This window comes from Pseudoduganella rivuli (genome assembly GCF_009674485.1).
Classification (GTDB): Bacteria; Pseudomonadota; Gammaproteobacteria; order Burkholderiales; family Burkholderiaceae_D; genus Rugamonas; species Rugamonas rivuli_B.
Genome location: NZ_WKJJ01000026.1, coordinates 15487 through 37951 on the forward strand (window position 1 = coordinate 15487; position 22465 = coordinate 37951).

Sequence of the window (22465 nt, forward strand, 5' to 3'; positions counted from 1 at the left end):
AAATCATGTCACCACATCAATTGAAGCTGTTTTCCAGGAAACCGGCTTTCTTCGTGATGCGGTCCAGCTCGATCAGCACGGACAGCAAGTCTTTCATGCGTCCCAGCGGCACCGCGTTCGGGCCGTCCGACAGGGCCGTGGCCGGCGTCGGGTGGGTTTCCATGAACAGGCCGGCGACGCCCACGGCAACTGCCGCGCGCGACAGCACCGGCACCATTTCACGCATGCCGCCCGACGACGTGCCGTTCCCGCCCGGCAGCTGCACCGAGTGGGTGGCGTCGAAGACGACCGGCGCGCCGGTGTCGCGCATGATGGCCAGCGAACGCATGTCGGACACCAGGTTGTTGTAGCCGAACGAAGCGCCGCGCTCGCACGCCATGAAGTTATCTTCGTTCAAGCCCTTGGCGCGTGCAGCGGCGCGGGCCTTGTCGATGACGTTTTTCATGTCGCCAGGCGCCAGGAATTGGCCCTTCTTGATGTTGACCGGTTTGCCGGACTGCGCGCAGGCCGTGATGAAATCGGTCTGGCGGCACAGGAAGGCCGGCGTCTGCAACACGTCGACGACGGACGACACGGCTTCGATCTCTTCGATCGAGTGCACGTCGGTCAGTACCGGCACGCCCAGGTCGCGTTTCACGTCGCCGAGGATTTCCAGGCCCTTGTCCATGCCCGGACCACGGTACGACGTGCCCGACGAGCGGTTCGCCTTGTCGAACGACGACTTGTAGATGAACGGGATGCCCAGTTCAGTGGTCATCTCTTTCAATGCGCCGGCCGTGTCGAATGCCATCTGGCGCGATTCGATCACGCAGGTGCCGGCGATCAGGAAGAACGGCTGATCGAGGCCGACGTCGAAACCGCACAGTTTCATGCTGCATCTCCTTCAACTTGCACCGCGTGCAAGTGGCCGCCACGGGCAGCCTTGTTGGCCAGCGCCGCCTTGATGTACGACGTGAACAGCGGGTGGCCGTCGCGCGGGGTGGATTTGAACTCCGGGTGGTATTGCACGCCCATGTACCACGGGTGCGCGTTGGCGCCAGTGCGTGGCAATTCCATGATTTCGCACAGGTCTTCGGTCGGCGTACGGGCCGCCACCACCAGGCCGGCGGCTTCCACGCGGCCCAGGTACAGGTTGTTGGCTTCGTAGCGGTGACGGTGACGCTCGGTCACGACGCTGCCGTAGATCTCGGCGGCCAGCGTGCCCGGTTTCACGGCGCACGCCTGCGCGCCCAGGCGCATGGTGCCGCCCAGGTCGGATTTCTCGTCGCGCTTCTCGACCTTGCCGTCCAGGCCTTGCCATTCATCGATCAGGGCGACCACTGGCTGGTCGGTTTCCGGTTCGAATTCGGTGGAATTGGCGTTGGTCAGGCCGGCCATGTGGCGCGCGTATTCGATCAGCGCCACTTGCATGCCCAGGCAGATGCCCAGGTAAGGGATCTTGTTTTCACGGGCGAATTGCGCCGCCTTGATCTTGCCTTCCACGCCGCGCTTGCCGAAGCCGCCCGGTACCAGGATGGCGTCGTACTGCGACAGGCTGGAGGCGCCGTTCGCTTCGATCTCTTCCGAGTCGATGTACTCGATGTTGACGCGTGCTTCATTGTGGATGCCGGCGTGACGCAGCGCTTCGGTCAGCGACTTGTACGATTCCGTCAATTCCACGTATTTGCCGACCATGCCGATCGACACTTCCGCTTTCGGGTTTTCCAGCGTGTAGATCAACTTGCTCCACATCGACAGGTCGGCCGGCGCCGGGTTCAGGTCCAGCGCTTCGCAAATGATCGCATCCAGGCCCTGGTCGTGCAGCATTTGCGGCACTTTGTAAATGGTATCGACGTCCCACACGGAAATCACGGCGCGTTCTTCGATGTTCGAGAACAGCGAAATCTTCGCGACTTCGTCTTCCGGAATGCGGCGGTCGGCGCGGCACAGCAGCGCGTTTGGCGAAATGCCGATTTCACGCAGCTTTTGCACCGAGTGCTGGGTCGGCTTGGTTTTCAGTTCGCCGGCCGAAGCAATGTACGGCACCAGGGTCAGGTGCACGAACGCGGTATTCTTGCGGCCTGCACGCAGGCTCAGTTGACGCGCGGCTTCCAGGAACGGCAGCGATTCGATGTCGCCGACGGTGCCGCCGATTTCGCACAGGGCGACATCGTAGCCTTCCGCGCCACGGCGGATGTAATCCTGGATTTCATTGGTGATGTGCGGGATCACCTGGACGGTCTTGCCCAGGTATTCACCACGGCGCTCCTTGCGGATCACGGATTCGTAGATCTGGCCGGTGGTGAAGTTGTTCACCTTGCGCATGCGGGTGGAGATGAAACGCTCATAGTGGCCGAGATCCAGGTCGGTCTCGGCGCCATCATCGGTGACGAACACTTCACCGTGCTGCATGGGGCTCATGGTGCCCGGATCGACGTTAATATACGGATCCAGTTTCAGCATGGTGACTTTGAGGCCGCGCGATTCGAGGATCGCGGCGAGGGAGGCGGCGGCAATCCCTTTACCAAGGGAAGACACAACGCCGCCGGTGACGAAGACATATTTGGTCATGGGCAGATCGGGTGCCGGTCGGCACGATGCGGGAAATTAAAATTATAGCCTAAAGTTGGGTCTTCTTCATCCCTACGTCCGGAAAAAACCTGTTATCAGCCTGCAAGCATAAGTAATTTGGCAATGTTGACGGTCGGTGGCGCATCGCACAGAGTTGTCTGGTCTTCTACAAGACAATAGAGCTTTAGACCAGGAGGACACCATGAGCTACTCTGAACGCGATGCCTACGGCATGTATGTCGACACCGGCCATCAAGGCCCTGGGCCGGCCCTGATGGGCGCCGACACGCTGATCGGCGACCACGTCCACAACCTGCAAAACGAGCACCTTGGCACCATCAAGGAAATCATGCTCGACATGCAAACCGGCATGGTTGCTTACGTCGTCATGGCCAGCGGCGGCGTGCTGACCCTTGGCGAAAAACTGTTCGCCGTGCCCTGGGAAGCACTGACCCTCGACACCGCCAACAAGCGCTTCACCATGGACATCAGCAAGGAGCGCATTGAAAACGCGCCCGGCTTCGATGCCGACCACTGGCCGGACATGGCCAACCAGGCGTGGATGACGGAAGTACACCGGTATTACCAGACCGGCGCCGCATCCCGCTAACGCAACCACCATAGGGCGGTTTTGCCAAAGGCAAAGCCGCCATGCCGGCGCCGCCACGCGCGGTTGAGAACCCGCGCACAATAGACATCCAGCAACAATATCAAAAAAATAATTTGATGCTAGCATTGCAACTTCCTGTCTTCCAGGGAACTTGCAAATTGCTATGACCAAGACCCAATCCGCCCTCGATGTCGCCCAGGCCCTGCTCGGCATCAGCCAGAATAACCGTCTGCTGCGCCTGTCCTTTCCCAACGAGGATGGTCCGTACGCGCTGCTGCTGCCGAACCGCCTCGATGCCGACGAAGCGCTGTCGCGCGATTTCAGTTTTACCGTCGAAGTGCTGTCGGAAAATGCCCGGCTGGCGCTGAAGGACGTCGAGGGGAAAATGGTCACCATTTCCCTGGTGCGCGAAGACGGCACGCTGCGCTACTTCAACGGCTACGTATTCGAATTCGCGCTGACCCGCACCGATGGCGGCTTTGCGTTTTACCGCATGCAGCTGGGTCCGTGGCTGGCCTACCTGCGGCTGCGCCGCGACTATTACCTGTTCCATGGCAAGACCGTGCAGCAGCAAACCGCGGAAATCTTTGCCGACTATCCGTTGCCGGACTGGCAAACCCGGCTGCACGGCGACGACCCGGTACTGACGGACGCCTGCCAGGCGGCGGAAACCGACTACAACTACGTGCACCGGCGCTGGGAACAGCGCGGCTGGCATTACTGGTATGAACACCGCGCCGACGGCCACACGCTGGTCCTGTCGGACGACTCGACCGGCGCCGATCCCATCGACGGCGTGCCTACCATTGCCTTCCAGCGCGAAGCGGGGGCGCTGGAAGACGACGCGATCGGCGACTGGTCGCCGGTGCGGCGCATCGTGCCGGCCAGCGTGGCGCTGTCCAGCTTTGACTTCAAGGCGCCCCGCCCGCAAAGCGCGACCTTGCCCACCATCCACCAGCAGGGCGACGTGCCGCAGCTGGAAGTGTATGAATACACGGGCGCCTACGGTTTTTCCGCCGGCGACGACGGCAATGCGCTGGCGCGCCGGCGCATGGAGGAAATCGAAGCGGGCGGCAAGCGCTTCGAGGCGGCCGGCAACGACCGCACCGTGCAGCCGGGCCGCTGGTTCCAGCTGACCGGCCACTTCGACATCGACCCGGACGGCAGCAACAGCCAGGACAGCGAATTCCTCATCGTGCAGGCGCGCCACAGCGCCAGCAACAATTACCACGCCAACGGCAGCCAGCCGGCCCAGTACAGCAACACGCTTACGTGCCTGCGCAAAACCATCCCGTGGCGCCCCGGACGGGGCTACAACAGCAGCGAACCGAAACTGTACGGCCTGCAAACGGCCACTGTCGTGGGACCGGCCGGCGAAGAAATCCACACCGATGAATACGGCCGCATACGGGTGCAATTCCACTGGGACCGTGAAGGACAATTCGACGACAAGAGTTCGGCCTGGGTGCGCGTGGCCACGCCGTGGTCCGGGTCGAACTTTGGCATGACGTCGATTCCCCGCATCGGCACCGAAGTCATCGTGCAATTCCTGGACGGCAATCCCGACCGACCACTGGTGACGGGCATGGTGCCGAATGCGCAAACCATGCCGCCATGGACGCTGCCGGACAACAAGACCCAGAGCGGCATCCTGTCGCGCTCGACGCCGGGTGGCGCCTACGGCAACGCCAACGCGATCCGCTTCGAAGACAAGAAAGGCGCCGAGCAACTGTGGCTGCATGCGGAAAAGGACCAGTTGACGGAAGTCGAGCACGATGAGGACAAGTGGGTCGGCAACGACCGCCGCAAGACCATCGACCACGACGAAACCAGCCATATCAAGCATGACCGCACCGAGACGGTGGACCACGATGAAACTATCACGGTGCATAACGACCGCAAGGAGCGGGTCGACCATAACGAGACCATCAGCATCGGCGATAACCGGACCGAGGATGTGGGGAAGAATGAGACCATCGATATTGGCGGCACGCGTAATGTCACCATTGGCCATTTGAAGATCGAAACCGTGGGCCTGGCGAAAATCGTCAGCATCGGCGGCGCGTACCAGACTTCGGTGGGTGCGGCCATGAATACCACGGTGGCGCTGATGCAGGCCGAGCAGGTTGGCTTGTCCAAGACCGTGACGGTCGGCCAGAAAATTTCGTTTACCGCGGGCGAGGAATTCCGCATCGAAGTCGGCGCCAGCACGTTCGTCATGCGCCAGGACGGCCGCATTGAAATCTCGGGCAAGGAAATCATCATCCGTGGCTCGAAGAAGGTGGAATTGCACGGCGACGACGTCGACACCAATCCGGAAGGCTGACCGTGGAATTTCCAGCCATTCCCAGCCTGCGTTTCGATAACCGCACCGGGTTCGATGCGCTGCACTTTGACACGGTCGATCAGAACGGCGTGGCGTTCCATGTGATCGCCGCCAAGACCGCGTATGCGCTGCGCCCCGGCGACGCTCCCGGGCAGGCGCTGCTTATCCCCGTCGACGAAGCGGCCCTGCTGCACGTCACCGATGTCCATCATGGCGACGACATCGAACAGAGTGTGCGCTATGAAAACGACCTCGCGCCCTACAAGCCGCTGTGCGACATCGTGGTCGTGGGCGACGCCCATCCGCCGGCCGGCGCCGCCGCGCCCTGGTTCGATGTCTCGCTGCGCGTGCAGCGCCCCGACCTGCCGCCAAGGCTGCCGGAACGGCCGCATCCGCTCAATCCGTGGCAACCGCTGTCGCCCGAGGTCTACCAGCAATGGCAGCGGGAACTGGCTGCCGCGGAACGCACACCGCAGCCGGGTGAAGTCCTCGTGGACAAAACATTGCGCGTCCACGGCGAACGCCGGTTGCACCGGCACGCGGCGCCGCTGCGCTGGCTGCAGGGCACGCCATGGCGCCTGGGCAGCGCAGCGGCCAGTTCACGGGTACCGCTGCGCTATGAATATGCGTTTGGCGGCGAATGCCGGGTGGAAGCTGCGGATGCGTTTGCGGCGCAGATTCCCGATCAGCACAAGCTGACGCGGGAACAGCAGGCCGCCTATCCTGGCACGAACAACCCGCCCATCGCCCATGATGCGTGCCACGGCAATCCGGTCGGCGCGGGTTTTACGCGCGACTGGTATGTGCAGGCCAGCGGCATCGCGTCGCTGCCCGCGCCACGGATCGAATACCCCGCCATGCCTTTCACGGCAAAGGCCTTCTGGCAATCCGCCTGCGGCAATGAACCGTTTACGGTAGCCGGCATGGGCTATGTCGGGCGCGGCTGGCTGCCGCGCCGCAACCTGATCGGCCATGTCGACATCAAGCGCACCTGGCACGACGACGATATTCCACTGCTGCCGAAGGATTTCGATTTCCGCTACTGGAACGGCGCGCCGGCCGACCAGCAATGCCCGCACCTGGAAGGGGGCGAACGGTTTGTGCTTGTTAACCTGTGCGCCGCCGATGCCGGCTATGCCGGCGCGGATGCCGATGGTAACAGCGTCGTGTCCTTCACGTTGCCGCGACAGGCGCTGTTCGCCCTGACGGCTGGCGCGGACGGCGTGGTATCCGCCCTGCCCCTGGCCATCGATACCGTCGTCATCGATCTTGACAATGCACAGGTGGACCTGACCTGGCGGCTCGCCATCGTCGCCGACGGCGCCTTCGACGAAGCGCGGCTGCACCATGCCGCGACGCCGGAAGCGCTGGCACGCCTGCACGAATTGACCACGTCCGCCGCCGCCCTCAGCTGAATTATCCATGGCCCACGAAACCGTCACCAAATCCCAGCGCTTTTACTGCGTCAGCGTCACGCCCGATATCTGCAAGACCCAGGTCGGCAATTCCGTCGTCCCGATTCCGTACACGATCACCGGCGAATTCAAGGATGCGCAGGACGTGTCGCGCTCGGTCAAGATGCACAGCGAACCCGCTTTCCTGTACGGCAAAAGCTTTATCCCGGCCGTCAAGGGCGATGAGCGCGGCACGCTGGGCGGCATCAAGAGCGGCACCTACCTGAAACGCGCGCAGCCCAAGGACAAGAGCTCCACCAAGGGCGCCAACGGCACGCAAACGGTCCAGGAATCGCGCTTTATCTGGATGAACGACCGCAATACCATCGGCCGGATTTACGAACGCGGCGTGCAAGGCGCGCGAGCGCGCCTGCAAAAGCTGGCCGCCAGCGCCAGCGCCGAACTGAAGGATGCGGCGCAGCACTACAAGGACAATGTCTCGGCCGACATGCACGCGGCCGGCCAGAAAGCCATGGACACGGGCGGCGACATCGCGATGGGCAGCGCGGCGCTTGGCGCAACCGGGCTGGCCGTGGGCGCCACCGGCGTGGGTGCGCCCGTGGCCGCCGTCATGGAAGCCGGCGCCGCCGCAGGCGGCACTGTCGGTGGCGTCGTCGCCGGCACGGGTTATGCGGCCGACACCACCGCCACGGTACTGGACCATGCCGCCGACTATATCCTCACGGGCAAAGTGCCGCCGGTGCTGGGCACGCTGGGCGATATGGCCACGAATGCCGCGGAAAACCTGGTATTGAAAAAGGTCAAACGCATCCCCTTCGTGGACAGCCTGCTCAAGAAGTGGCTGCCCGCGAAGAAGGCCGCACCGGGTTCCACGCCGGCGCCGCCAAAGAAAGCCCCGGCCGCTGCAAAACCGGCGCATGGCGGCGGCGACAAGGATGGCCACGACGGCGGCAAGACCAAGCAAAAGAAGGAACCCAAGGCCGACAAGCCGTCCGATTGCTGCCCGAAAGACAGCGCCCCCGGCGGCAAGCCGGTGAAAAGCAACCACCCGGTGCATTACGGCACCGGCGAGGAAATTCTGCTGCAAACGGATTTCGTCATCGATGGCGCCGCGCCGCTGGACTGGACCCGCGTCTACCGCTCCGGCTCCGAATGCGAAGACTGGGGCTTGCTGGGCGCGCGCTGGTCCACGCCCTACACCAGTTCTGTTTCCATCTGCCCGCAGGGCATCGTGTACCACGAGGCCAGCGGCCGCGCGCTGCGCCTGCCGCTGCTGGCGGTGGGCCAGCAGCACGACCATCGCGGCGAAGGTTTTACGCTGCGGCGCGACAGCGACCAGCAAGTCTCGCTCACCTGGCGCGACGGCAGCACCGATACCTTTATCGCCGGGCCGGATGGATGGCTGCCGCACGGCTACGACGGCGTCAATGCGATGCTGGCGCCGCGTGCGCCGGTCCGCGCGCATCGCTATTACCTGGCGCGCCGCACGGAGCGCGACGGCAAAGGCGTGACGATCGAGCGCCATCACGACGCCCGTCCCGGCGAAGTCTTGCTGCGCATCCGCACCGACGAGGGCACGACGATCGAAGCACTGCGCGACGGCTACCTGCCGGTCGAGCTGGGGACCGAGCCGCAAGCGGCGGCGCCGCGCATCGGCCGCGTCGAGCAAGTGCTGCCCGACGGCACCCGCCTGTGCCACGCGCGCTACCGCTATGAAGCCGACCTGCCCGACCTGATCAGCGCCACCGCACCCGCCGATTCCTTCGAAGCGCTGCCGCTGCGCTGCGGCCTGGTGGAGCAAACCAATATCGCCGGCCAGTCGCGCGGCTATACGTATCTGCACCATTTGCTGGTGCAATACACCACCTATGGCGGCTTTACCCACGGCCTCGAATGGGTGAGCCTGGCCTTCCTGCGCGAACGCTGGGCCGGCAACTTGCAGGCCGACGCGCAACTGGCCGCGCTCTGCCCCATCTCCACCGCCAACAGTTACCAGGCCCGCGCCGTGCGCACCACGACCGCCGATGGCCGCGACGAAGTGCGGATCGCCTATCTCGACGCGGACACCACCCGCGTCACGGAACCGGATGGCGGCGTGCTGGAATACCGCTTCAATGCGCAATGGCTGGCCACCGACGTTCACCGCATCCACCCGGATGGCAGCGCGCGTTCGCTGGGACGGCGCGAGTGGGACCGCGACGGCATGCTGCTGGCCGACATCGACGCCGATGGCGCGCCGACCCGTTATGGTTACGATGCGGCCGGCAACCTGACGTCCGTCACCGATGCGCAAAACCATGTCACGCGCATCGACTACAACGCGAACAATTTGCCGGTCGCCGTCACCGATGCGCTGGGCCACACCACCCGCAGCCGCTATGACGATGCGGGCCGGCTGCTGGAGCGCACCGATGCGCTGAACCGCAGCACGCGCTATGCCTACGATGGGCAAGGCCGCCTGTCGGCGGTGACGGATGCGCGGGGTGGCAACAAGCGGCTGGCCTACGATGCGGCGGGACGGCTGGCGTCCTACACGGATTGCTCGAACTTCACCACGCGCTACAGCTACGATGCCTTCGGCCGCCTGACGGCATTTACGGACGCCATCGGCAACACCACCGGCTATCACTACGATGCGCTGGGGCGCATGGTGCGGATCGATTATCCGGACCGGACGTCGGAAACCTTCGATTACGATGCCGAGGGTAATCTGGTGGCGCACACGGATGGTAAAGGCCAGTGTACATTTTATCGTTTCGACGGTCATGGGATGCTTGTCGAGCGCACCGATGCAAAAGGGCAAACCCTGCAATATCAATACGACCAAGTCCTGCGGCTGACAGAGCTCATTAATGGCAACAATGAATCCTATTTATTAGCATATGACGCAGAAGGCCGGGTAGCCATCGAAATCGGCTTCGATGGTAGGACCACGAAATATACATATAACAACGCCGGCAACTTGACCATCAGCGAATGCAAGGGAGTGCGTACAGATTTTGCACGCGATGAATTGGGCTATCTGCTGGCCAAGAGCGATGCAAATGGTGGCGTGCGCTATGCCTATGATGCATTAGGCCGATTGACCGCTGCTGCAACGCCACAGGCGGAACACCGTTTCAGCTATGATCCCGTGGGCCAATTAGTCGAAGAGCGCGTAGCCTATGCTCCGGAATGGCCACGCCCACAAAGTCAGGTAGCCGAAGCCGTTGCCGCCTTCACGCTAACTCATGCCTACGACGAACTAGGCAACCGAATTCAAACGATCCTGCCCAATGGCCGCCGCATTGACACGCTGCGCTATGGCAGTGGACACTGGCATAGCACACTGTGGCAGGGAAAACCTCTGGTGGACCTGGAGCGCGACCAATTGCACCGGGAAATCGCGCGCGAGTGGGGCTCCGGGAAAGAACGCCTTAAAGAGTGCCGCACTTACGATCCGCAATCGCGCCTCAGTGCCTTCATGCTCGACAAAGGCAATCACCGCCTGAAGGAACGCCGCTATGAATACGATGCTAATGGCAACCTGAACCACATCTACGATAAGTTCGGCGACAGCATCCGCTATACCTACGACCCGCTGGGGCAATTGCTGTCGGCCGTGCAGCCTGGGCTGACGGAGGCCTTCTCATTCGACCCAGCCGGCAACCTGCTCGATCCCGCCACCGAGCCCGCCCCGATCGACACCCGGCAAGTGCTGCGCGAACTGGACGAACAGCCGGCGCCCGGCAGCACTGCCCCACGGTTGGCCAAGGTGACGCACAACCTGCTGCGGCAGTACATGGGCTACGCGTATGAATACGATGCGCAGGGTAACACTGTCGTTAAACGCCGGCGCGTGGAAGTCTGCTCCAACGACGAAGGCATACTGGAATTAGCATATGACCCGGAGAATCGGCTGACCACAGCTATCCGCACTTTTGACAAGTCGAGGTTAGTTACACGCTACAGCTATGATGCATTTGGCCGGCGCATCGCAAAGCAGGTTGATGAGCAGTGCTGGCCGACCAACTCGGCGTCGCCAACAAGCCGCCTCCGCGCAGCCAGCACTACGCTGTTTGTTTGGGATGGTGACGCGATAGCGCAGGAAATCCAATTAGACAGAACTATTACGTATTTGTATGAACCGGACAGTTTCGTGCCACTGGCCCGGATTGAATCAGAAGAAGGTATTGCGGCCTACGCAGCAGGCAATACCCATGTATGGGATGTCGCGGAATGGTGCGAGCCCCGTATGAACGGTGTCCCAGATGCGCACGTACAGGCATGGCTGGCACATTTACAACGGCAATGCGACGTCCGCCATCAAGACCGGTGGGAGCACAAGCTGGAATTGGCGAACTCCGCCGCCAACCGAGACCAAGTCCTTTACTATCAGTGCGACCATTTGGGAACACCTGTGGAGCTGCGAGAAGAGAATGGAGAAATCGCATGGTCGGTAAAGTATCGCGCGTGGGGGCGAGTATTTCGTCATTTGCAATGTAGGGTAGAGCAACCGCTACGATTCCCTGGCCAATATCAGGATTATGAAACCGGGTTGTATTACAACCGGCATCGGTACTACGATCCCGACATCGGACGGTTCATTACGCAGGACCCCATCGGATTACTGGGAGGAAACAATGTTTATCAGTACGCTCCAAATCCAACTTGGTGGATTGATCCATTAGGATTAGCGAGAAAGAAGAAAAACTCCCAAGCACTCGGCAAAGCAGCAACGGGATGCAGCACATGGCCAGGAAAAGAAGCGCATCATCTCATACCTGAAGATCATGAGAACCATTATGTTTTACAAAATATCGAGTTCAAAATGAACGCTGCCAGCAATGCAATTATGCTCCCATCAGCACAAAGTTCTTATATGACCAAGCACAATGGGTACCATAGTGCATACAATGATGCAGTACTAAGAGAGCTGAACCACATTGGCGAAAAATACACAGCTCGTGCAGATCAGAGGCATGCTGTACGTGACTTACAGCGCAATCTCGATCATGCGCTACGAACCAAGAAACTACCTTTATACATGACTGAATGTGGAAAGAAAACGGGGTTAAAGGAGGGAGATTGGGATAGATATATCAAATCTTCTAGGCGTTACTAAGAACGGAGAAAAAAATGGACGTAATTTCCTCATTAAAAAAAATAAGAACTCAAATTAAATACGGTCGCATTGTCGAAGCTGAAGAAGCGCTCATGTCCCTGCTGATTCAAGAAAAAGGTCGCGACCAGGAAATCCTTATACTTGAAGTTTATGCCTTGGAACTCTTACGGAAGGTAGGAGGCCATATCGAAGCCATTCCGCTACTTGAACGTCTATTGACGTTCCCCCTACCTGATGAACTTTCATCGCAAGCAAATGATTTTCTCTCATTTTGCAAAAAAAAGACGGAGATAAGCATTTCAAAGCCTAACGAAAAAAACTCTGATTTTGTCGAATTTATGGATACCATCAGAAGAAAAGAAATATTCACCTTCAAACCAAATCCATCCCCTTCAACGAATTACATTACAGTAAATGATATCGAGGATGCAAAAAAACTGGCTTGGCATCAGAAAATCGCCCCGCCTTTCTTATCCTGGAATGGAATGCGAACAGAAGCATCCAAGCAAGTTCACACTCACTATTTCGAAAATAAAATTAGCATGGACTTTTTGCATAAAGATATTTCACCAGAAATAATTAAAATTTGCGAAGACAGCATTTCATCCACAATGATGATTTTTTTTGATGATATTTATAGCGACTTAATAGAAATAGCTAGAGGAAAGTTAGTTGGCATGATCACTGATCTTCATCAAATAATGTGGGACGCATACAAAGAAAAGTTATTCCCTTGTGGATGGAAAGGAAATTTCCCAGATGGAAAACTATGCGTGTTTATCCCATAATTCCTCCATGAAGATGAGCAAGCGTCTAATTACCACAACACCGTCCACTTCCCTTTTCGAAGCTCGCATTGGAGGAGATGCCTTAATTGGGGGAGTTTTGGACTGACCAAAAGGTCAAGACAATACTTTACTAACTCTAATTACATCCATTCCAAACCGATGTATGGAAATCAGCATCCTAACGGCGTGCCCAGCGTTGTAAGTCCAAGAGGTATGCTTCCATTTGGTGACGATCCAGCCGGCAATCTTTACTTAGTCAAAATATCACCCGGGGACTCTTACGGCAGCATATTTTTTTGGGACCATGAAAATGAAGCCGATTTGGAAGAACAACCCAATTTTGACAATATTCACTTTATTTCCCAGACATTTGATAATTTCTTAAATGAACTACATTATTAATTAAATAGAATTACCGCAAACGAAGCCTTCATAGCTAATCACTTTGATTTAAAATTTTTCTCACAACTCAGATTAAATATGTTGCACTATCGAAGCTGAAGAGGCGCCAGAAGTGAATATACTACATGCCGTCTCCTGCAAAGACTTACAAAAATCTGATACTTATCGTATGCGCCCAAATGATCCTTCTAGTCCTTTAGTGATCTCTACCGCCGTTTTCCGCGACGGGACTCTAACAGAACATATGATTGCCCGTGCTGCTGAGCATAAAGCAAAGACTATAGTTGTCGCCGATTCATTTATCCAAGCGTTCGAGAGCGCGGGGATTCGTGGAATAGAATTCAGGCCCGCAGGACGATAATGAATCATGTCGACCACGCGTGGATTGGCGGCGACAAGGACTGGCGGGCGAGAAAAATGGGCGGCGGCAAGCCCGGAAGACTGGGAAAACTCAATCAATAGGATGCTCTCTAAAATGACAGCTTTCAAACATAAGATTTATAAGATTGAAAATTTCATTGATATTGTTAAAAACAAACAGGACAGACCGTTCTCTTACGATCCTGACTTCAATTACAACATCTATGGCGATGACCGTAGCGGCGGAGACTTTCACTCCAATATGGACATCTATGTTGGCGATACCGTTGAATTCACTGACGATGGAGAAGAAATATATCCGGATGCTGTTTTATCCCAAGGACTGTCATTTCTCTATTCGTGTGAAAATTTTCAAGCAGTAGTAGATCTGGCGCTAAGTCAGGACTCAGGTGTCTCTCACGAAAAGATAATTGAATGCCTTAATTACTACAATGAATACGATGACTTTTTAGATATTAACTGATCCCAAATTCAGATTCAGTGAATTAAACTGCTTGAGAGCGATTCCTACATGCTTGCACAACGTCTAGCTTTGCCTGAAATGCGCTGGTCGGTTGAGCTTGGCGCAGATCATTGGTGCTTGGGGCTATGGCGGAAACTGCAAGCACCACTCTCCGTAGCGCGCGACCGGCAAGATTCAGAAATTCGAATTGCGCAAGCAGGCGGAGACGCAGCGTCGGGGCAGCGCCACCGGTGAATTGCTCAATGCCACAACCCAATAATCAATCCATAGACAAGAAACTGCACCGTGTGATACCCGCCGTCGATCAGCAATAACGTCGTGCTGCGATTGGCGAACTGGTAGTTGATCCCGAAGCTGGCCGCGACAAATCCCGCCCCCACCGCCAGTCCCTGCCCCGCCGCCACAGCGACGGAACCGGCGGCCGGTATCAACCAGGCATACACGAACGCAGCCACCAGGGCAAAAATAAAGCTGACGCCAAACACCTTGGCGGGATGCCCCTGTTTGCAGCCCTCCGCCATCCCCGCCTCGCGGTTCCACGTCTTGCCAAACAGCGCAGGCGAATACCACAAACCGCCCAGCATGAAGCTGGACACGGCAGCGATGACGATGGCGATGAGGTTCAATTGCAGCATGGTGACGTCTCCCCGTTGTAATTGGTATGGCCGCGGATGCTAGCACGCGGCCATCACACCGGGCAGGTCACCGTGGCGCTTCAGCCACGCCCGCTGTCCGCCTGTAGCAGCAGTTCAATCGCGGCATCCAGGCGCCGCTGCAACTGCCACGATTCGACCTGGCTGACCACTGCGCTGGCAAACGACACGGTGATCAGCACCTTCACCGACAACGGCGCCGCAAAGTCGCCCATGCAAAAGAGCGCAATGCCGGTGGCAACCGATGACACCAGCGATGTCGCGGTAATGGAAGCGCGCCGGGCCAATATGGCTTTGGCGCGGGAGCGGCGGGATTCGGACGCCAACAGGTTTTGTGCTTCGAATTCGGTGAGCGGTGTTTTCATAATTCGCGCCGCTGCGGCTCCGTCACATGCAAGAACTTCGTCAGCAAGTCACGCGGCGGCGCCACGCTGATGTTCTTCAGCACCTGCCCCACATTGCCCCGGTGGTAGCCGCCGTGCGTGATCACGTGCATCAGTACTTCCTCGCGCGACATCGTGCCCGCATCGCCGTCCGTGAAGCGGAACCGCAGCTGTTCCGCCAGCGCAGCGTCGCTCAAGCCGGCGACATAGCGCTGGTACCACGCATCGGTTTCCGCCACGGCGGCGCGCAACTCGGCCAGCGTGGGCGTCGCCTTGGTATTGGTGGCTTCATAGCCATGCGGCTCGCCCAGCAAATGCGCGCGGAAAATCCGGTCCACCACGTAGATGTGATTCAGCGTGCGGATCGCCGTGTGCAGTTCCGCTTCGGCAGTGACCGTGGCCAGGACATCGAACAGTTCGTTATTGGCCCATGCCTTCTGGCCAAACAGGGATTGCAGCATGGAGACGGACATGGGAACTCCTTTCAAGGGATAAGTCAGAAACGGTAACAGTGCGCCTGCTGGCTGTCGCTACGCTGGAATGGCACCGTCAGTATCGGCGACCTGTTTTGCTGGCATTGTATGAGCACTTCGGTGTATGCCTCGACACTGCGCTCGACGATGCCCTGTTTACCGGCACGCTCTATTGCAGACGCCAGCGCAGGTTCGCGCAGCGGCCTGTCGGTCGGCCGCGATTGCGCAGCTTCTGCAACCTGCGGCATGGCATTGGCGACCCAATGCGAGCGCAACGCGGTCACAGGCTTGACGGCGGAGGAAGGCTCGCTTGGCTCCGCCGCCTGCGCCGGCAGCGTGCACGCGAAAGCAAGCCACAGGGCGGCTGGAGTTTTAACGCGCTTTTCCAACTTGCAGCGCCGTCCACGCAAAGAACAGGCAAAACACGAGTTCGCCCGCGCCATACACCGAGAAAAACACGGCGGTCAGCGGCGACTCATTGGCAATCGCCGGCAGGGTTTGCGCCTTTTCCGACAGCCAGCGCAGCCATGCCAGCGTGTACACCAGCTTTTCAAACGCGAACACGGCAACCAGCTTCGGCACGTGGTGATACGTGTTGGCGACGGCCCAGTAAGCCAGGCCCCACAGGACGATGCCAACTTGCCCCAGCCATGAAAACACGGCGGGATCGGTCGAGGCCAGCAAGGGGTTCATGAACAACTGGGAGAACAGCAGCATGCCGAACACGTTGTAGGCGCCGGCCAGCAAAAAGCCTTTGGTGACAAGGGGACGGGGGTGTACTGGATCGGCCATCAGGATTCGATGGTTGCCGCAGCGGGCAGCAGCAACCATAGCGTTATTTATTTGGCAAATTCTAACATGCCGGCAAGCGGCGCCTCACCATGGATTCACAGGTCCGCGCCCGCCTTCTTCGCATTTTTCTTCTTGATATCCGCTTCGATGGCGGCCTGCATTTGCTTGACCTCTCCGATCAGTGCGGGCCAGACATAAATCAGCGAAGTCACCTGGTCGTTGCCGAAGCCAAACGTATTACGGTGCAACGTGATGTCGGCCTTGCCGTCGCGGTAGCGGTATTCCGTCTCAAAGCCCGCGCCATGCTGGGTGGCGCGCCCATACTTGGTATCGAGCGCGTCCTTCAGCAACTTGAAGGTATCGCCGGCGTCGTTGTATTGCACAGTGATTTTGTACAAGACTTTTTTGGGCGAGAACTGGAGCCATGCTTCCTTCACATTGCCGTACTTGTTGAATTTTTCGTAGCCCAGCACCTTGAGCGACGGCAAGTCCTGGACATAGCCCTGGTATCCCCACGTATCCTCGAATGGCGCGTTCGCAGCCTGAAGCTGCTTCTTCGCGTTGTCATAAGTCAGCGTACCCAGGTCAAATCCCAGGTATTCGGCGGCGCCGGCGGACAGGCATACGCAGGCATACAGCACGGCGAACAATTGCTTCTTCACTTCTTGTCTCCTTTCGATTGAGGTTCAGCGGAATCCTTGTCATTCGCATCGGCGATTTCTAAACGAAGCAATGCTGGAAAAAATTGGGAATGCCGCCGGCGCGGATTTTCTGCTCCCACAGATCAGGCCAGACACCCGCCATGCGCCAGAACACGCGGCATTGCTGAAGGTATTCCAGCACCGGCGTCACGTGGCCCGCTTTCAGCAAGCTCTTGGCCAGGTGCATGGTGGGACCAAAACTGAGCAGTTGCGGCGAGCCCGGCGTGTCGCCCGAGGCATGCAGTTCCGCGATGGCGGTCGCCGCATCGCCGGACTGCAATGCCAGCAAACCCAATACCGTATGGCCCAGGTGGATGGCATTGCCATAGTTCCAGTCGTCGCGGTAAGACGGCGCCAGCGCCAGCGCGCGCTCCGCCAGTTGCCGCGCTTCGTCAAATTGTGCGAGATGAAAGGCCGCCGCCGCAGCGCGCGCCATAAACGTGAACGCTTCGTAGTCGTTTTGAGCGTTGGCATACTGCGCCATGACCACCGGCGCCTGCTTGAGGTAGATCTGCCGCAGCGACGCCTCTTGTTCAGGCGTGAGCGGTTCTGCTTCTGATTGCGCTTCGTACCCGAACGTCATGCCGGCTCCCGTTAGACCGATTCATTAGTGTGATTAATTTGATAATTATCATAATCATATTAGTGCGATCGGGCAACTGGAAAAAAAACGGGGCGCACGCGGCGCCCCGTTCAGTCTTTCAGGAATGACCGATTACTTGCCGCAGCCCAGCGACTTGATGCGGTCATACGCGGCCTTGGCCTGCACCAGACCATAGCCGGTGTAGACGTCGCGGCCGGCGGCGTTCAGGTCCTTGGCGCTCTTGGTCAGCGAGGTGCGGATCTGTGCGCCCGTGCAGGTTGGGAAGTAGCTCCACACCAGTGCGGCAACAGCGGACACGTGCGGGGTTGCCATCGACGTGCCGTCGTAGAAGCTGTAGTTGGTTGCCTTCACCGCCACCGTTGCCGATGCGCCCAGTTGCGCCTTCATGGCCGCGCCATCGGTATCCGATGCGGTCACCGATGGGATGGTGGTCACGGTGGTGCCCAGCGTGCCGCCGAAGCCGCCTGCCGCGTTGTTGTACACCACGGCGCCGACGCCACCGCTGGCTTTGCAGTTGCTCACTTTGGTGGCGAAGTCCACGGTGCCGCGCGAGATCAGGCAGACTTTGCCGGCCATGGCGCTGTTGACCACATCGCCCAGGCCGAAGTCGGCCAGTGGGCCGGTTGCGCTGATTTTCGGCGAACCGTCCATTGCGCCCGGTGCGTAGGTGGAAGCACCCACCACCAGGGTTGGCTCGGCGCCCGCGCCCATCGGCACGGTCGACAACACGTTCACGCCAGGACCGGCGATTTCCACTTTGCTGTTGTATTGCGAGAAGGTGGCCCAGTTCAGGCTTTCATCCACGGCAGCCACGCTCATCACGCTGGCGTAGCCGGCCGGGTACGACACCACGGTGTTGCCATCGTTACCGGCGGCAGCGATCGACAGGGCGCCGGCCGTTTGCAGCGAATCGAAGGCGCGCTGTTCGGTGCGGCTCGACGACGCGCCACCCAGCGACATGCTGACCACGTTGGCCTTGGCGGCCGCGCACTTGTTAGCGGCGGTGGCCAGGGTCGACGAATAGGCCCAGCCATCGGCGCCGAACACTTTGACGATGTGCAGGTTCAGCTTGCGGTTCGGGTTCACGCCCACCACGCCAACGCCGCTGTTGTTAATGCCGGCGATGGTGCCCGCCACGTGCGAACCGTGGTGGTTTTCATCGGTGTACCACCAGCCGGTGCCGCTGTCGTATTCGCCGGTCACGATGTTGCCGCTCAGGTCTTCGTGGGCACGGTCGTAGCCGGAGTCGATGATGCAGACTTTACGGTTGCCGGTGCTGGCGTCGGACAGCTGGTCCGCCTGCACGGCCTTGATACCCCACGGTACCAGTTGGCCCAGGATGTACGGCGTGCCGGTCGACGGCGTGGTGCCGGCGAAGGCGACACGCTTGACGTCTTCTTCCACGTATTCCACGTTCGGGTTGTGCGCCAGGCCGTTCAGCGCCTGGGTCGGCACTTCGATCGCCATCGCATCCATGCCGAAGATTTCGTGTTTGACCGCGCCTTTGGCCGCTTTGACGGCAGCGTGCACGTCGGCAGCTTTGCCTGGTTTGAAGGCGACGATGACACGGGTGGTGTCGGCTGCTGCGGCGGCATGGCCGGCCGCGCCCAGGGCGGCGGCGGCGCAAGCCAGTTTCACTGCGAGGGCGATTTTGGAAGTACGCGAAATCCCGATCATTTGATTCTCTCCGATAGTGTCTGTATGGCGTAGTACGCCTTTTGTTTTCTCGTCCCGGGAGGGAGGATCAGCTCCGCAACCAGGCAGGCGCCCAGTGTAGAAGCGTTCCACGTCAGAAAACAATCTGTCAGGCCGTTAATTTTTAGAAGGAATTATTTAACGTTGTTTGCACGCGTCAGTTCTGTTTTATTCTGAACACCGGTTACAAAAATGTCTCAAATGAGACATTTTTATTGCGGAGCAGCATCACAACAGGTCGATGCCGAAGCGCCGCATCAGCAGCGCAAACAGGCCAAAACAGGTCACGGTCAATACGACGCAGGCCGCCAGCGTGGGCCAGAAGCCCAGCCGGGGCAGCAACAGCGGGAAAGCCAGGAACATCGGCAAGGTCGGGATGACGTACCAGAAGGTGTACCAGGCGTGGTTGGCGATTTTCTCTTGCGGCTGCTGCTCCACGTACAGCCAGATCAGCGTCAGGATGGTAACGAGGGGAAGCGCGGCGATCAGGCCGCCCAGCCTGTCGCTGCGCCTGGCAACTTCCGATACCAGCGCAACGACCGCCGCGGTCAGCAAATATTTTGTGATCAGCCAGGGCATGGTGCGGGGACGTGGCGGGATGCCAGCGACGTCACTCGGCTGTCGTCGGATCGATCACTGTTTTGACTTCCGACACTTTGTTAGCAGGGAAACCGCCCTGGCGCGCATGCTCCCGGACAAGTTCTTCATTCGGCGCGATGTACACGCAATAGATTTTATCGTCGGTCACGTAACTCTCGACCCACTGGATCGTCGGTCCCAGTTCGCGCAGCACACCGCACGATTTGGCGGATATCGATTGCAGGTCGGCGGCGCCCAGTTTGCCGGCCCCGGGAATGTCTCGTTCGATCACATACTTTGGCATGGTCATCTCCTGGTATTGGTTGCGATGGTCCAGCTGCGGGTTGCTGCAACCGGAGCGGCCCGCTCCTGTCAGCTTAGCGCATTACCCGGCCGGTTCCCATACAATACGGCGGCGGCATGCATTAGTCTGTCGCGCTGTTCAATTTTTTCGAGTTGCGCGGCGGGCAGCTTGCCGGCGCCGTTGGCGGCGCCCCACACGGCGCCCGCCATGGCGCTGATGGTGTCGACATCGCCGCTGCCTGCCGCGATGAAGCGCAGCATGTCCAGGAATGGCTGGTGCATGAAGCGCAGCGCCGCATACACGCCGGTCACGCAGGATTCGCTGGCTGAAATCTTGTTGCCCAGCGCGCGGGCCACGTCGCGCGCGGCCGGCGCGTCGCCCGCCGCCAGCCATTTTTCGGCAATCGCCATCCGCGTCACGAACGCCTCGCTGCTGCAATGGCTGGCCGCCTGCCGCAATAGCGCGAGCGGCTCTTCTCCCGCCAGCGCCAGCGCGGTGGCGGACGCCAGCAGCACCGCGCCCTCGATACCGAGTGGATGGGCGTGCGTTATGCTGGCCGATGTGCGGGCCGCATCCAGCAGCATGCCGGGCCGCTGCGCAAAGTACAGGCCGATCACCGGCGCGCGCATCGCGCCGCCATTGCCATACGAGCCCTCCGGATAAATGGCGCGGTTGGCCTGCTGCCAATGCATGCCGCGCCGGATGCGCTTCAGCAGCCGCGCCGCCCCGGGTCCGTAACCCCGGCTCCAGTGATAACTGGCGGCGAAGCGGCGCGCCACGTCATCGGCATTGAGCGCGCGGTGTTCCGCCAGCGATTCCGCCAGGTCCAGCGACATCTGCGTGTCGTCGGTCCAGCGCATTTCACCTTTGCTGGTGGTGCCGATCAAGCGCCACAGCGTGCGTTCAAGCGGGCCGCCTTCGTATGGCGCACCGAGCGCATCACCCAGTGCGAGGCCCAGCAGGCATCCCTGGTATTTTTCGAGCGACATGGCATTCTCCGGACATGGCCTTACCGGCCATCATACGCCGCCGCGCTATGGGGCGATCAAGTCCAGCGCCAGGAATTGGGTCCCCGGCACCGGATTGAAGGCGACCGGCGGCGCCGGGCGAAATCCCAGCGCCGCGTAGATGCCCTGTGCCGCGACAAACTCGGGCAAGACATCGAGGCAGACGCGCGCGTAACCCGCCTCCCGCGCCTCGGACAGCAGCCGCTCGACCATCCGGCGTCCGGCGCCCTGCCCCCGCGCGGCTGGCCGCATGTACACGCGCTTCATTTCACAGGTGGCGCCATCGACCTTGCGCAGCGCGCCACAGCCGACCACTGCGTCACCGCTCCACGCAAGCAGCAGGCGGCCGTCGGGCGCGGCGTACTTGCCCGGCAGTGCGGCAAATTCGGCCTCGTACTCCTGGAAGCCGAGGCTCACCGTCGGACTGCCGACATATTCGCGGAAGATGGCGATCACGCGCTCGAGGTCTTCCGGGAAGTTGGCGGGCCTAATTTCAATCATTGGACAATTGGCGCAAGGCCTCCACCACTGCCGGCCATGCGCTGCTGAGGGGATCGATCACGGCGAAATGGCCGCTGTCCGGCAATTCCACCAGGCGTGTTTTTGGGAAGGCGGCGCAGTACGACGCCGCCACGGCGGGCGGTACGATGTCATCCGTGCCGCCCTGCACGATGGTGGCCGCCACGGCGGGCGCGGGCAATTGCAGCGGGTCGACATCCGGCCGCGACGCGGGGTCCGTGCCAAGGAATCCTTGGACGGCGCCATCGCCCAGGTGCAGCCTGTGCGCCAGGCGCAGGTCGGCCGCGGGCGCCAGCGCGACCACGCCTTGCAGTGCGGCCGGCGCGCACGTGGCGGCCGCCCACAGCACCAGGTGGCCACCGGCGGAATGGCCGATCAGCAGCAGCTTGCCGTTGTGCCGCTCCGCCATGGCCGGTACGCTCTCCAGTGCTGCTGCAATGTCGTGCAGGGTGGCGTCGGGCTGGCCGGGGATGCGGCGGTATTCCAGCGTGGCGACGGTCCAGCCGGCGGCGGCCAGTGCACTCGACATCGCCTCGGCGTGCTCCCTGTCGTACTGCGGTTTCCAGAAGCCACCGTGGATCAGCACGACCAATGGCAGTTGCGCTCCGCGCTGGCCGAAGCGGATGTCGGCCACCTGGTCCGGCTCACTGCCATAGGCGACGGTGAGGTCGGGAGGGGTTGCCTTGCGGGTCAGGATGGAGAGGTCTTCGGCCATG

General features: G+C 60.0%; 22 protein-coding genes. 7 read left to right on the plus strand and 15 right to left on the minus strand.

What is annotated here, in order from left to right:
* Positions 1-16 precede the first annotated feature (16 nt).
* Both kdsA and pyrG read right to left on the minus strand, forming a co-directional pair.
* The gene (gene kdsA / locus GJ700_RS30130; protein WP_154381044.1) at positions 17-871 is read right to left on the minus strand and encodes a 3-deoxy-8-phosphooctulonate synthase; all 855 of its coding nucleotides are present in this window, start codon (positions 869-871) and stop codon (positions 17-19) included.
* Complete coding sequence (pyrG, locus tag GJ700_RS30135; RefSeq protein ID WP_154381046.1) at positions 868-2550, minus strand: CTP synthase; 1683 nt, start codon at positions 2548-2550, stop codon at positions 868-870. The genes kdsA and pyrG overlap by 4 nt, the downstream gene beginning before the upstream one ends.
* 202 nt (positions 2551-2752) lie before the next feature.
* Here pyrG and GJ700_RS30140 point away from each other — a divergent pair, with 202 nt between their 5' ends.
* From GJ700_RS30140 to GJ700_RS30170, 7 genes are all read left to right on the plus strand, one after another.
* On the plus strand, positions 2753-3160 hold the full coding sequence (locus GJ700_RS30140; protein WP_154381048.1) for a PRC-barrel domain-containing protein: 408 nt from the start codon (positions 2753-2755) through the stop codon (positions 3158-3160).
* A gap of 163 nt (positions 3161-3323) precedes the next feature.
* Positions 3324-5486, plus strand: a complete 2163-nt coding sequence (locus tag GJ700_RS30145) for a type VI secretion system Vgr family protein (RefSeq protein ID WP_154381050.1) — start codon at positions 3324-3326, stop codon at positions 5484-5486.
* 2 nt (positions 5487-5488) lie between these two features.
* On the plus strand, positions 5489-6901 hold the full coding sequence (locus tag GJ700_RS30150) for a DUF2169 family type VI secretion system accessory protein (RefSeq protein ID WP_195764052.1): 1413 nt from the start codon (positions 5489-5491) through the stop codon (positions 6899-6901).
* Between the two features lie 7 nt (positions 6902-6908).
* A complete protein-coding gene (locus GJ700_RS30155; protein ID WP_154381054.1) occupies positions 6909-12005 on the plus strand; it encodes an RHS repeat-associated core domain-containing protein in 5097 nt (1698 codons plus the stop codon).
* A 14-nt stretch (positions 12006-12019) separates the two neighbouring features.
* Positions 12020-12793 (plus strand): hypothetical protein, encoded by a 774-nt coding sequence (locus GJ700_RS30160; protein ID WP_154381056.1) that lies wholly within the window; start codon positions 12020-12022, stop codon positions 12791-12793.
* 159 nt (positions 12794-12952) lie between these two features.
* A complete protein-coding gene (locus tag GJ700_RS36340; RefSeq protein WP_154381058.1) occupies positions 12953-13195 on the plus strand; it encodes an SMI1/KNR4 family protein in 243 nt (80 codons plus the stop codon).
* A gap of 367 nt (positions 13196-13562) precedes the next feature.
* Positions 13563-14039 (plus strand): DUF7716 domain-containing protein, encoded by a 477-nt coding sequence (locus GJ700_RS30170; protein ID WP_154381060.1) that lies wholly within the window; start codon positions 13563-13565, stop codon positions 14037-14039.
* A gap of 239 nt (positions 14040-14278) precedes the next feature.
* Here the strand turns inward: GJ700_RS30170 and GJ700_RS30175 are convergent, their stop codons facing one another.
* From GJ700_RS30175 to GJ700_RS30235, 13 genes are all read right to left on the minus strand, one after another.
* Complete coding sequence (locus GJ700_RS30175; protein ID WP_154381062.1) at positions 14279-14674, minus strand: DUF1761 domain-containing protein; 396 nt, start codon at positions 14672-14674, stop codon at positions 14279-14281.
* Between the two features lie 80 nt (positions 14675-14754).
* The gene (locus GJ700_RS30180) at positions 14755-15057 is read right to left on the minus strand and encodes a hypothetical protein (protein ID WP_154381064.1); all 303 of its coding nucleotides are present in this window, start codon (positions 15055-15057) and stop codon (positions 14755-14757) included.
* The gene (locus tag GJ700_RS30185; protein ID WP_154381066.1) at positions 15054-15548 is read right to left on the minus strand and encodes a DinB family protein; all 495 of its coding nucleotides are present in this window, start codon (positions 15546-15548) and stop codon (positions 15054-15056) included. The genes GJ700_RS30180 and GJ700_RS30185 overlap by 4 nt, the downstream gene beginning before the upstream one ends.
* 23 nt (positions 15549-15571) lie before the next feature.
* Positions 15572-15937 (minus strand): hypothetical protein, encoded by a 366-nt coding sequence (locus GJ700_RS30190; RefSeq protein WP_154381067.1) that lies wholly within the window; start codon positions 15935-15937, stop codon positions 15572-15574.
* Complete coding sequence (locus tag GJ700_RS30195) at positions 15921-16340, minus strand: hypothetical protein (protein WP_154381069.1); 420 nt, start codon at positions 16338-16340, stop codon at positions 15921-15923. The genes GJ700_RS30190 and GJ700_RS30195 overlap by 17 nt, the downstream gene beginning before the upstream one ends.
* Positions 16341-16435: 95 nt before the next feature.
* Positions 16436-17002, minus strand: a complete 567-nt coding sequence (locus GJ700_RS30200; RefSeq protein ID WP_154381071.1) for a hypothetical protein — start codon at positions 17000-17002, stop codon at positions 16436-16438.
* Positions 17003-17060: 58 nt separating this feature from the next.
* Positions 17061-17624 carry a hypothetical protein gene (locus tag GJ700_RS30205; protein WP_154381073.1) on the minus strand — a complete coding sequence of 188 codons (564 nt, stop codon included), beginning with the start codon at positions 17622-17624 and terminating at the stop codon, positions 17061-17063.
* Between the two features lie 132 nt (positions 17625-17756).
* Positions 17757-19322 carry a S8 family serine peptidase gene (locus GJ700_RS30210; protein WP_154381075.1) on the minus strand — a complete coding sequence of 522 codons (1566 nt, stop codon included), beginning with the start codon at positions 19320-19322 and terminating at the stop codon, positions 17757-17759.
* A gap of 246 nt (positions 19323-19568) precedes the next feature.
* Positions 19569-19919, minus strand: a complete 351-nt coding sequence (locus GJ700_RS30215; RefSeq protein WP_154381077.1) for a DUF3147 family protein — start codon at positions 19917-19919, stop codon at positions 19569-19571.
* Between the two features lie 31 nt (positions 19920-19950).
* Complete coding sequence (locus GJ700_RS30220) at positions 19951-20223, minus strand: DUF4242 domain-containing protein (RefSeq protein ID WP_154381079.1); 273 nt, start codon at positions 20221-20223, stop codon at positions 19951-19953.
* A gap of 68 nt (positions 20224-20291) precedes the next feature.
* The gene (locus GJ700_RS30225) at positions 20292-21212 is read right to left on the minus strand and encodes an ADP-ribosylglycohydrolase family protein (protein WP_154381082.1); all 921 of its coding nucleotides are present in this window, start codon (positions 21210-21212) and stop codon (positions 20292-20294) included.
* A 45-nt stretch (positions 21213-21257) separates the two neighbouring features.
* Entirely contained in the window at positions 21258-21731 is a 474-nt protein-coding gene (locus GJ700_RS30230) for a GNAT family N-acetyltransferase (RefSeq protein WP_154381084.1), read from the minus strand.
* The gene (locus GJ700_RS30235) at positions 21724-22464 is read right to left on the minus strand and encodes an alpha/beta hydrolase (RefSeq protein ID WP_154381086.1); all 741 of its coding nucleotides are present in this window, start codon (positions 22462-22464) and stop codon (positions 21724-21726) included. The genes GJ700_RS30230 and GJ700_RS30235 overlap by 8 nt, the downstream gene beginning before the upstream one ends.
* Position 22465 lies beyond the last annotated feature (1 nt).

What these genes read in the sequence shown, in the direction of transcription:
- kdsA (WP_154381044.1), bottom strand. Translation starts at nt 871, where the DNA reads ATGAAACTGTGCGGTTTCGACGTCGGCCTCGATCAGCCGTTCTTCCTG.
- pyrG (WP_154381046.1), bottom strand. Translation starts at nt 2,550, where the DNA reads ATGACCAAATATGTCTTCGTCACCGGCGGCGTTGTGTCTTCCCTTGGT.
- GJ700_RS30140 (WP_154381048.1), top strand. Translation starts at nt 2,753, where the DNA reads ATGAGCTACTCTGAACGCGATGCCTACGGCATGTATGTCGACACCGGC.
- GJ700_RS30145 (WP_154381050.1), top strand. Translation starts at nt 3,324, where the DNA reads ATGACCAAGACCCAATCCGCCCTCGATGTCGCCCAGGCCCTGCTCGGC.
- GJ700_RS30155 (WP_154381054.1), top strand. Translation starts at nt 6,909, where the DNA reads ATGGCCCACGAAACCGTCACCAAATCCCAGCGCTTTTACTGCGTCAGC.
- GJ700_RS30160 (WP_154381056.1), top strand. Translation starts at nt 12,020, where the DNA reads ATGGACGTAATTTCCTCATTAAAAAAAATAAGAACTCAAATTAAATAC.
- GJ700_RS36340 (WP_154381058.1), top strand. Translation starts at nt 12,953, where the DNA reads ATGTATGGAAATCAGCATCCTAACGGCGTGCCCAGCGTTGTAAGTCCA.
- GJ700_RS30170 (WP_154381060.1), top strand. Translation starts at nt 13,563, where the DNA reads ATGTCGACCACGCGTGGATTGGCGGCGACAAGGACTGGCGGGCGAGAA.
- GJ700_RS30175 (WP_154381062.1), bottom strand. Translation starts at nt 14,674, where the DNA reads ATGCTGCAATTGAACCTCATCGCCATCGTCATCGCTGCCGTGTCCAGC.
- GJ700_RS30180 (WP_154381064.1), bottom strand. Translation starts at nt 15,057, where the DNA reads ATGAAAACACCGCTCACCGAATTCGAAGCACAAAACCTGTTGGCGTCC.
- GJ700_RS30185 (WP_154381066.1), bottom strand. Translation starts at nt 15,548, where the DNA reads ATGTCCGTCTCCATGCTGCAATCCCTGTTTGGCCAGAAGGCATGGGCC.
- GJ700_RS30195 (WP_154381069.1), bottom strand. Translation starts at nt 16,340, where the DNA reads ATGGCCGATCCAGTACACCCCCGTCCCCTTGTCACCAAAGGCTTTTTG.
- GJ700_RS30205 (WP_154381073.1), bottom strand. Translation starts at nt 17,624, where the DNA reads ATGACGTTCGGGTACGAAGCGCAATCAGAAGCAGAACCGCTCACGCCT.
- GJ700_RS30210 (WP_154381075.1), bottom strand. Translation starts at nt 19,322, where the DNA reads ATGATCGGGATTTCGCGTACTTCCAAAATCGCCCTCGCAGTGAAACTG.
- GJ700_RS30215 (WP_154381077.1), bottom strand. Translation starts at nt 19,919, where the DNA reads ATGCCCTGGCTGATCACAAAATATTTGCTGACCGCGGCGGTCGTTGCG.
- GJ700_RS30220 (WP_154381079.1), bottom strand. Translation starts at nt 20,223, where the DNA reads ATGCCAAAGTATGTGATCGAACGAGACATTCCCGGGGCCGGCAAACTG.
- GJ700_RS30225 (WP_154381082.1), bottom strand. Translation starts at nt 21,212, where the DNA reads ATGTCGCTCGAAAAATACCAGGGATGCCTGCTGGGCCTCGCACTGGGT.
- GJ700_RS30230 (WP_154381084.1), bottom strand. Translation starts at nt 21,731, where the DNA reads ATGATTGAAATTAGGCCCGCCAACTTCCCGGAAGACCTCGAGCGCGTG.
- GJ700_RS30235 (WP_154381086.1), bottom strand. Translation starts at nt 22,464, where the DNA reads ATGGCCGAAGACCTCTCCATCCTGACCCGCAAGGCAACCCCTCCCGAC.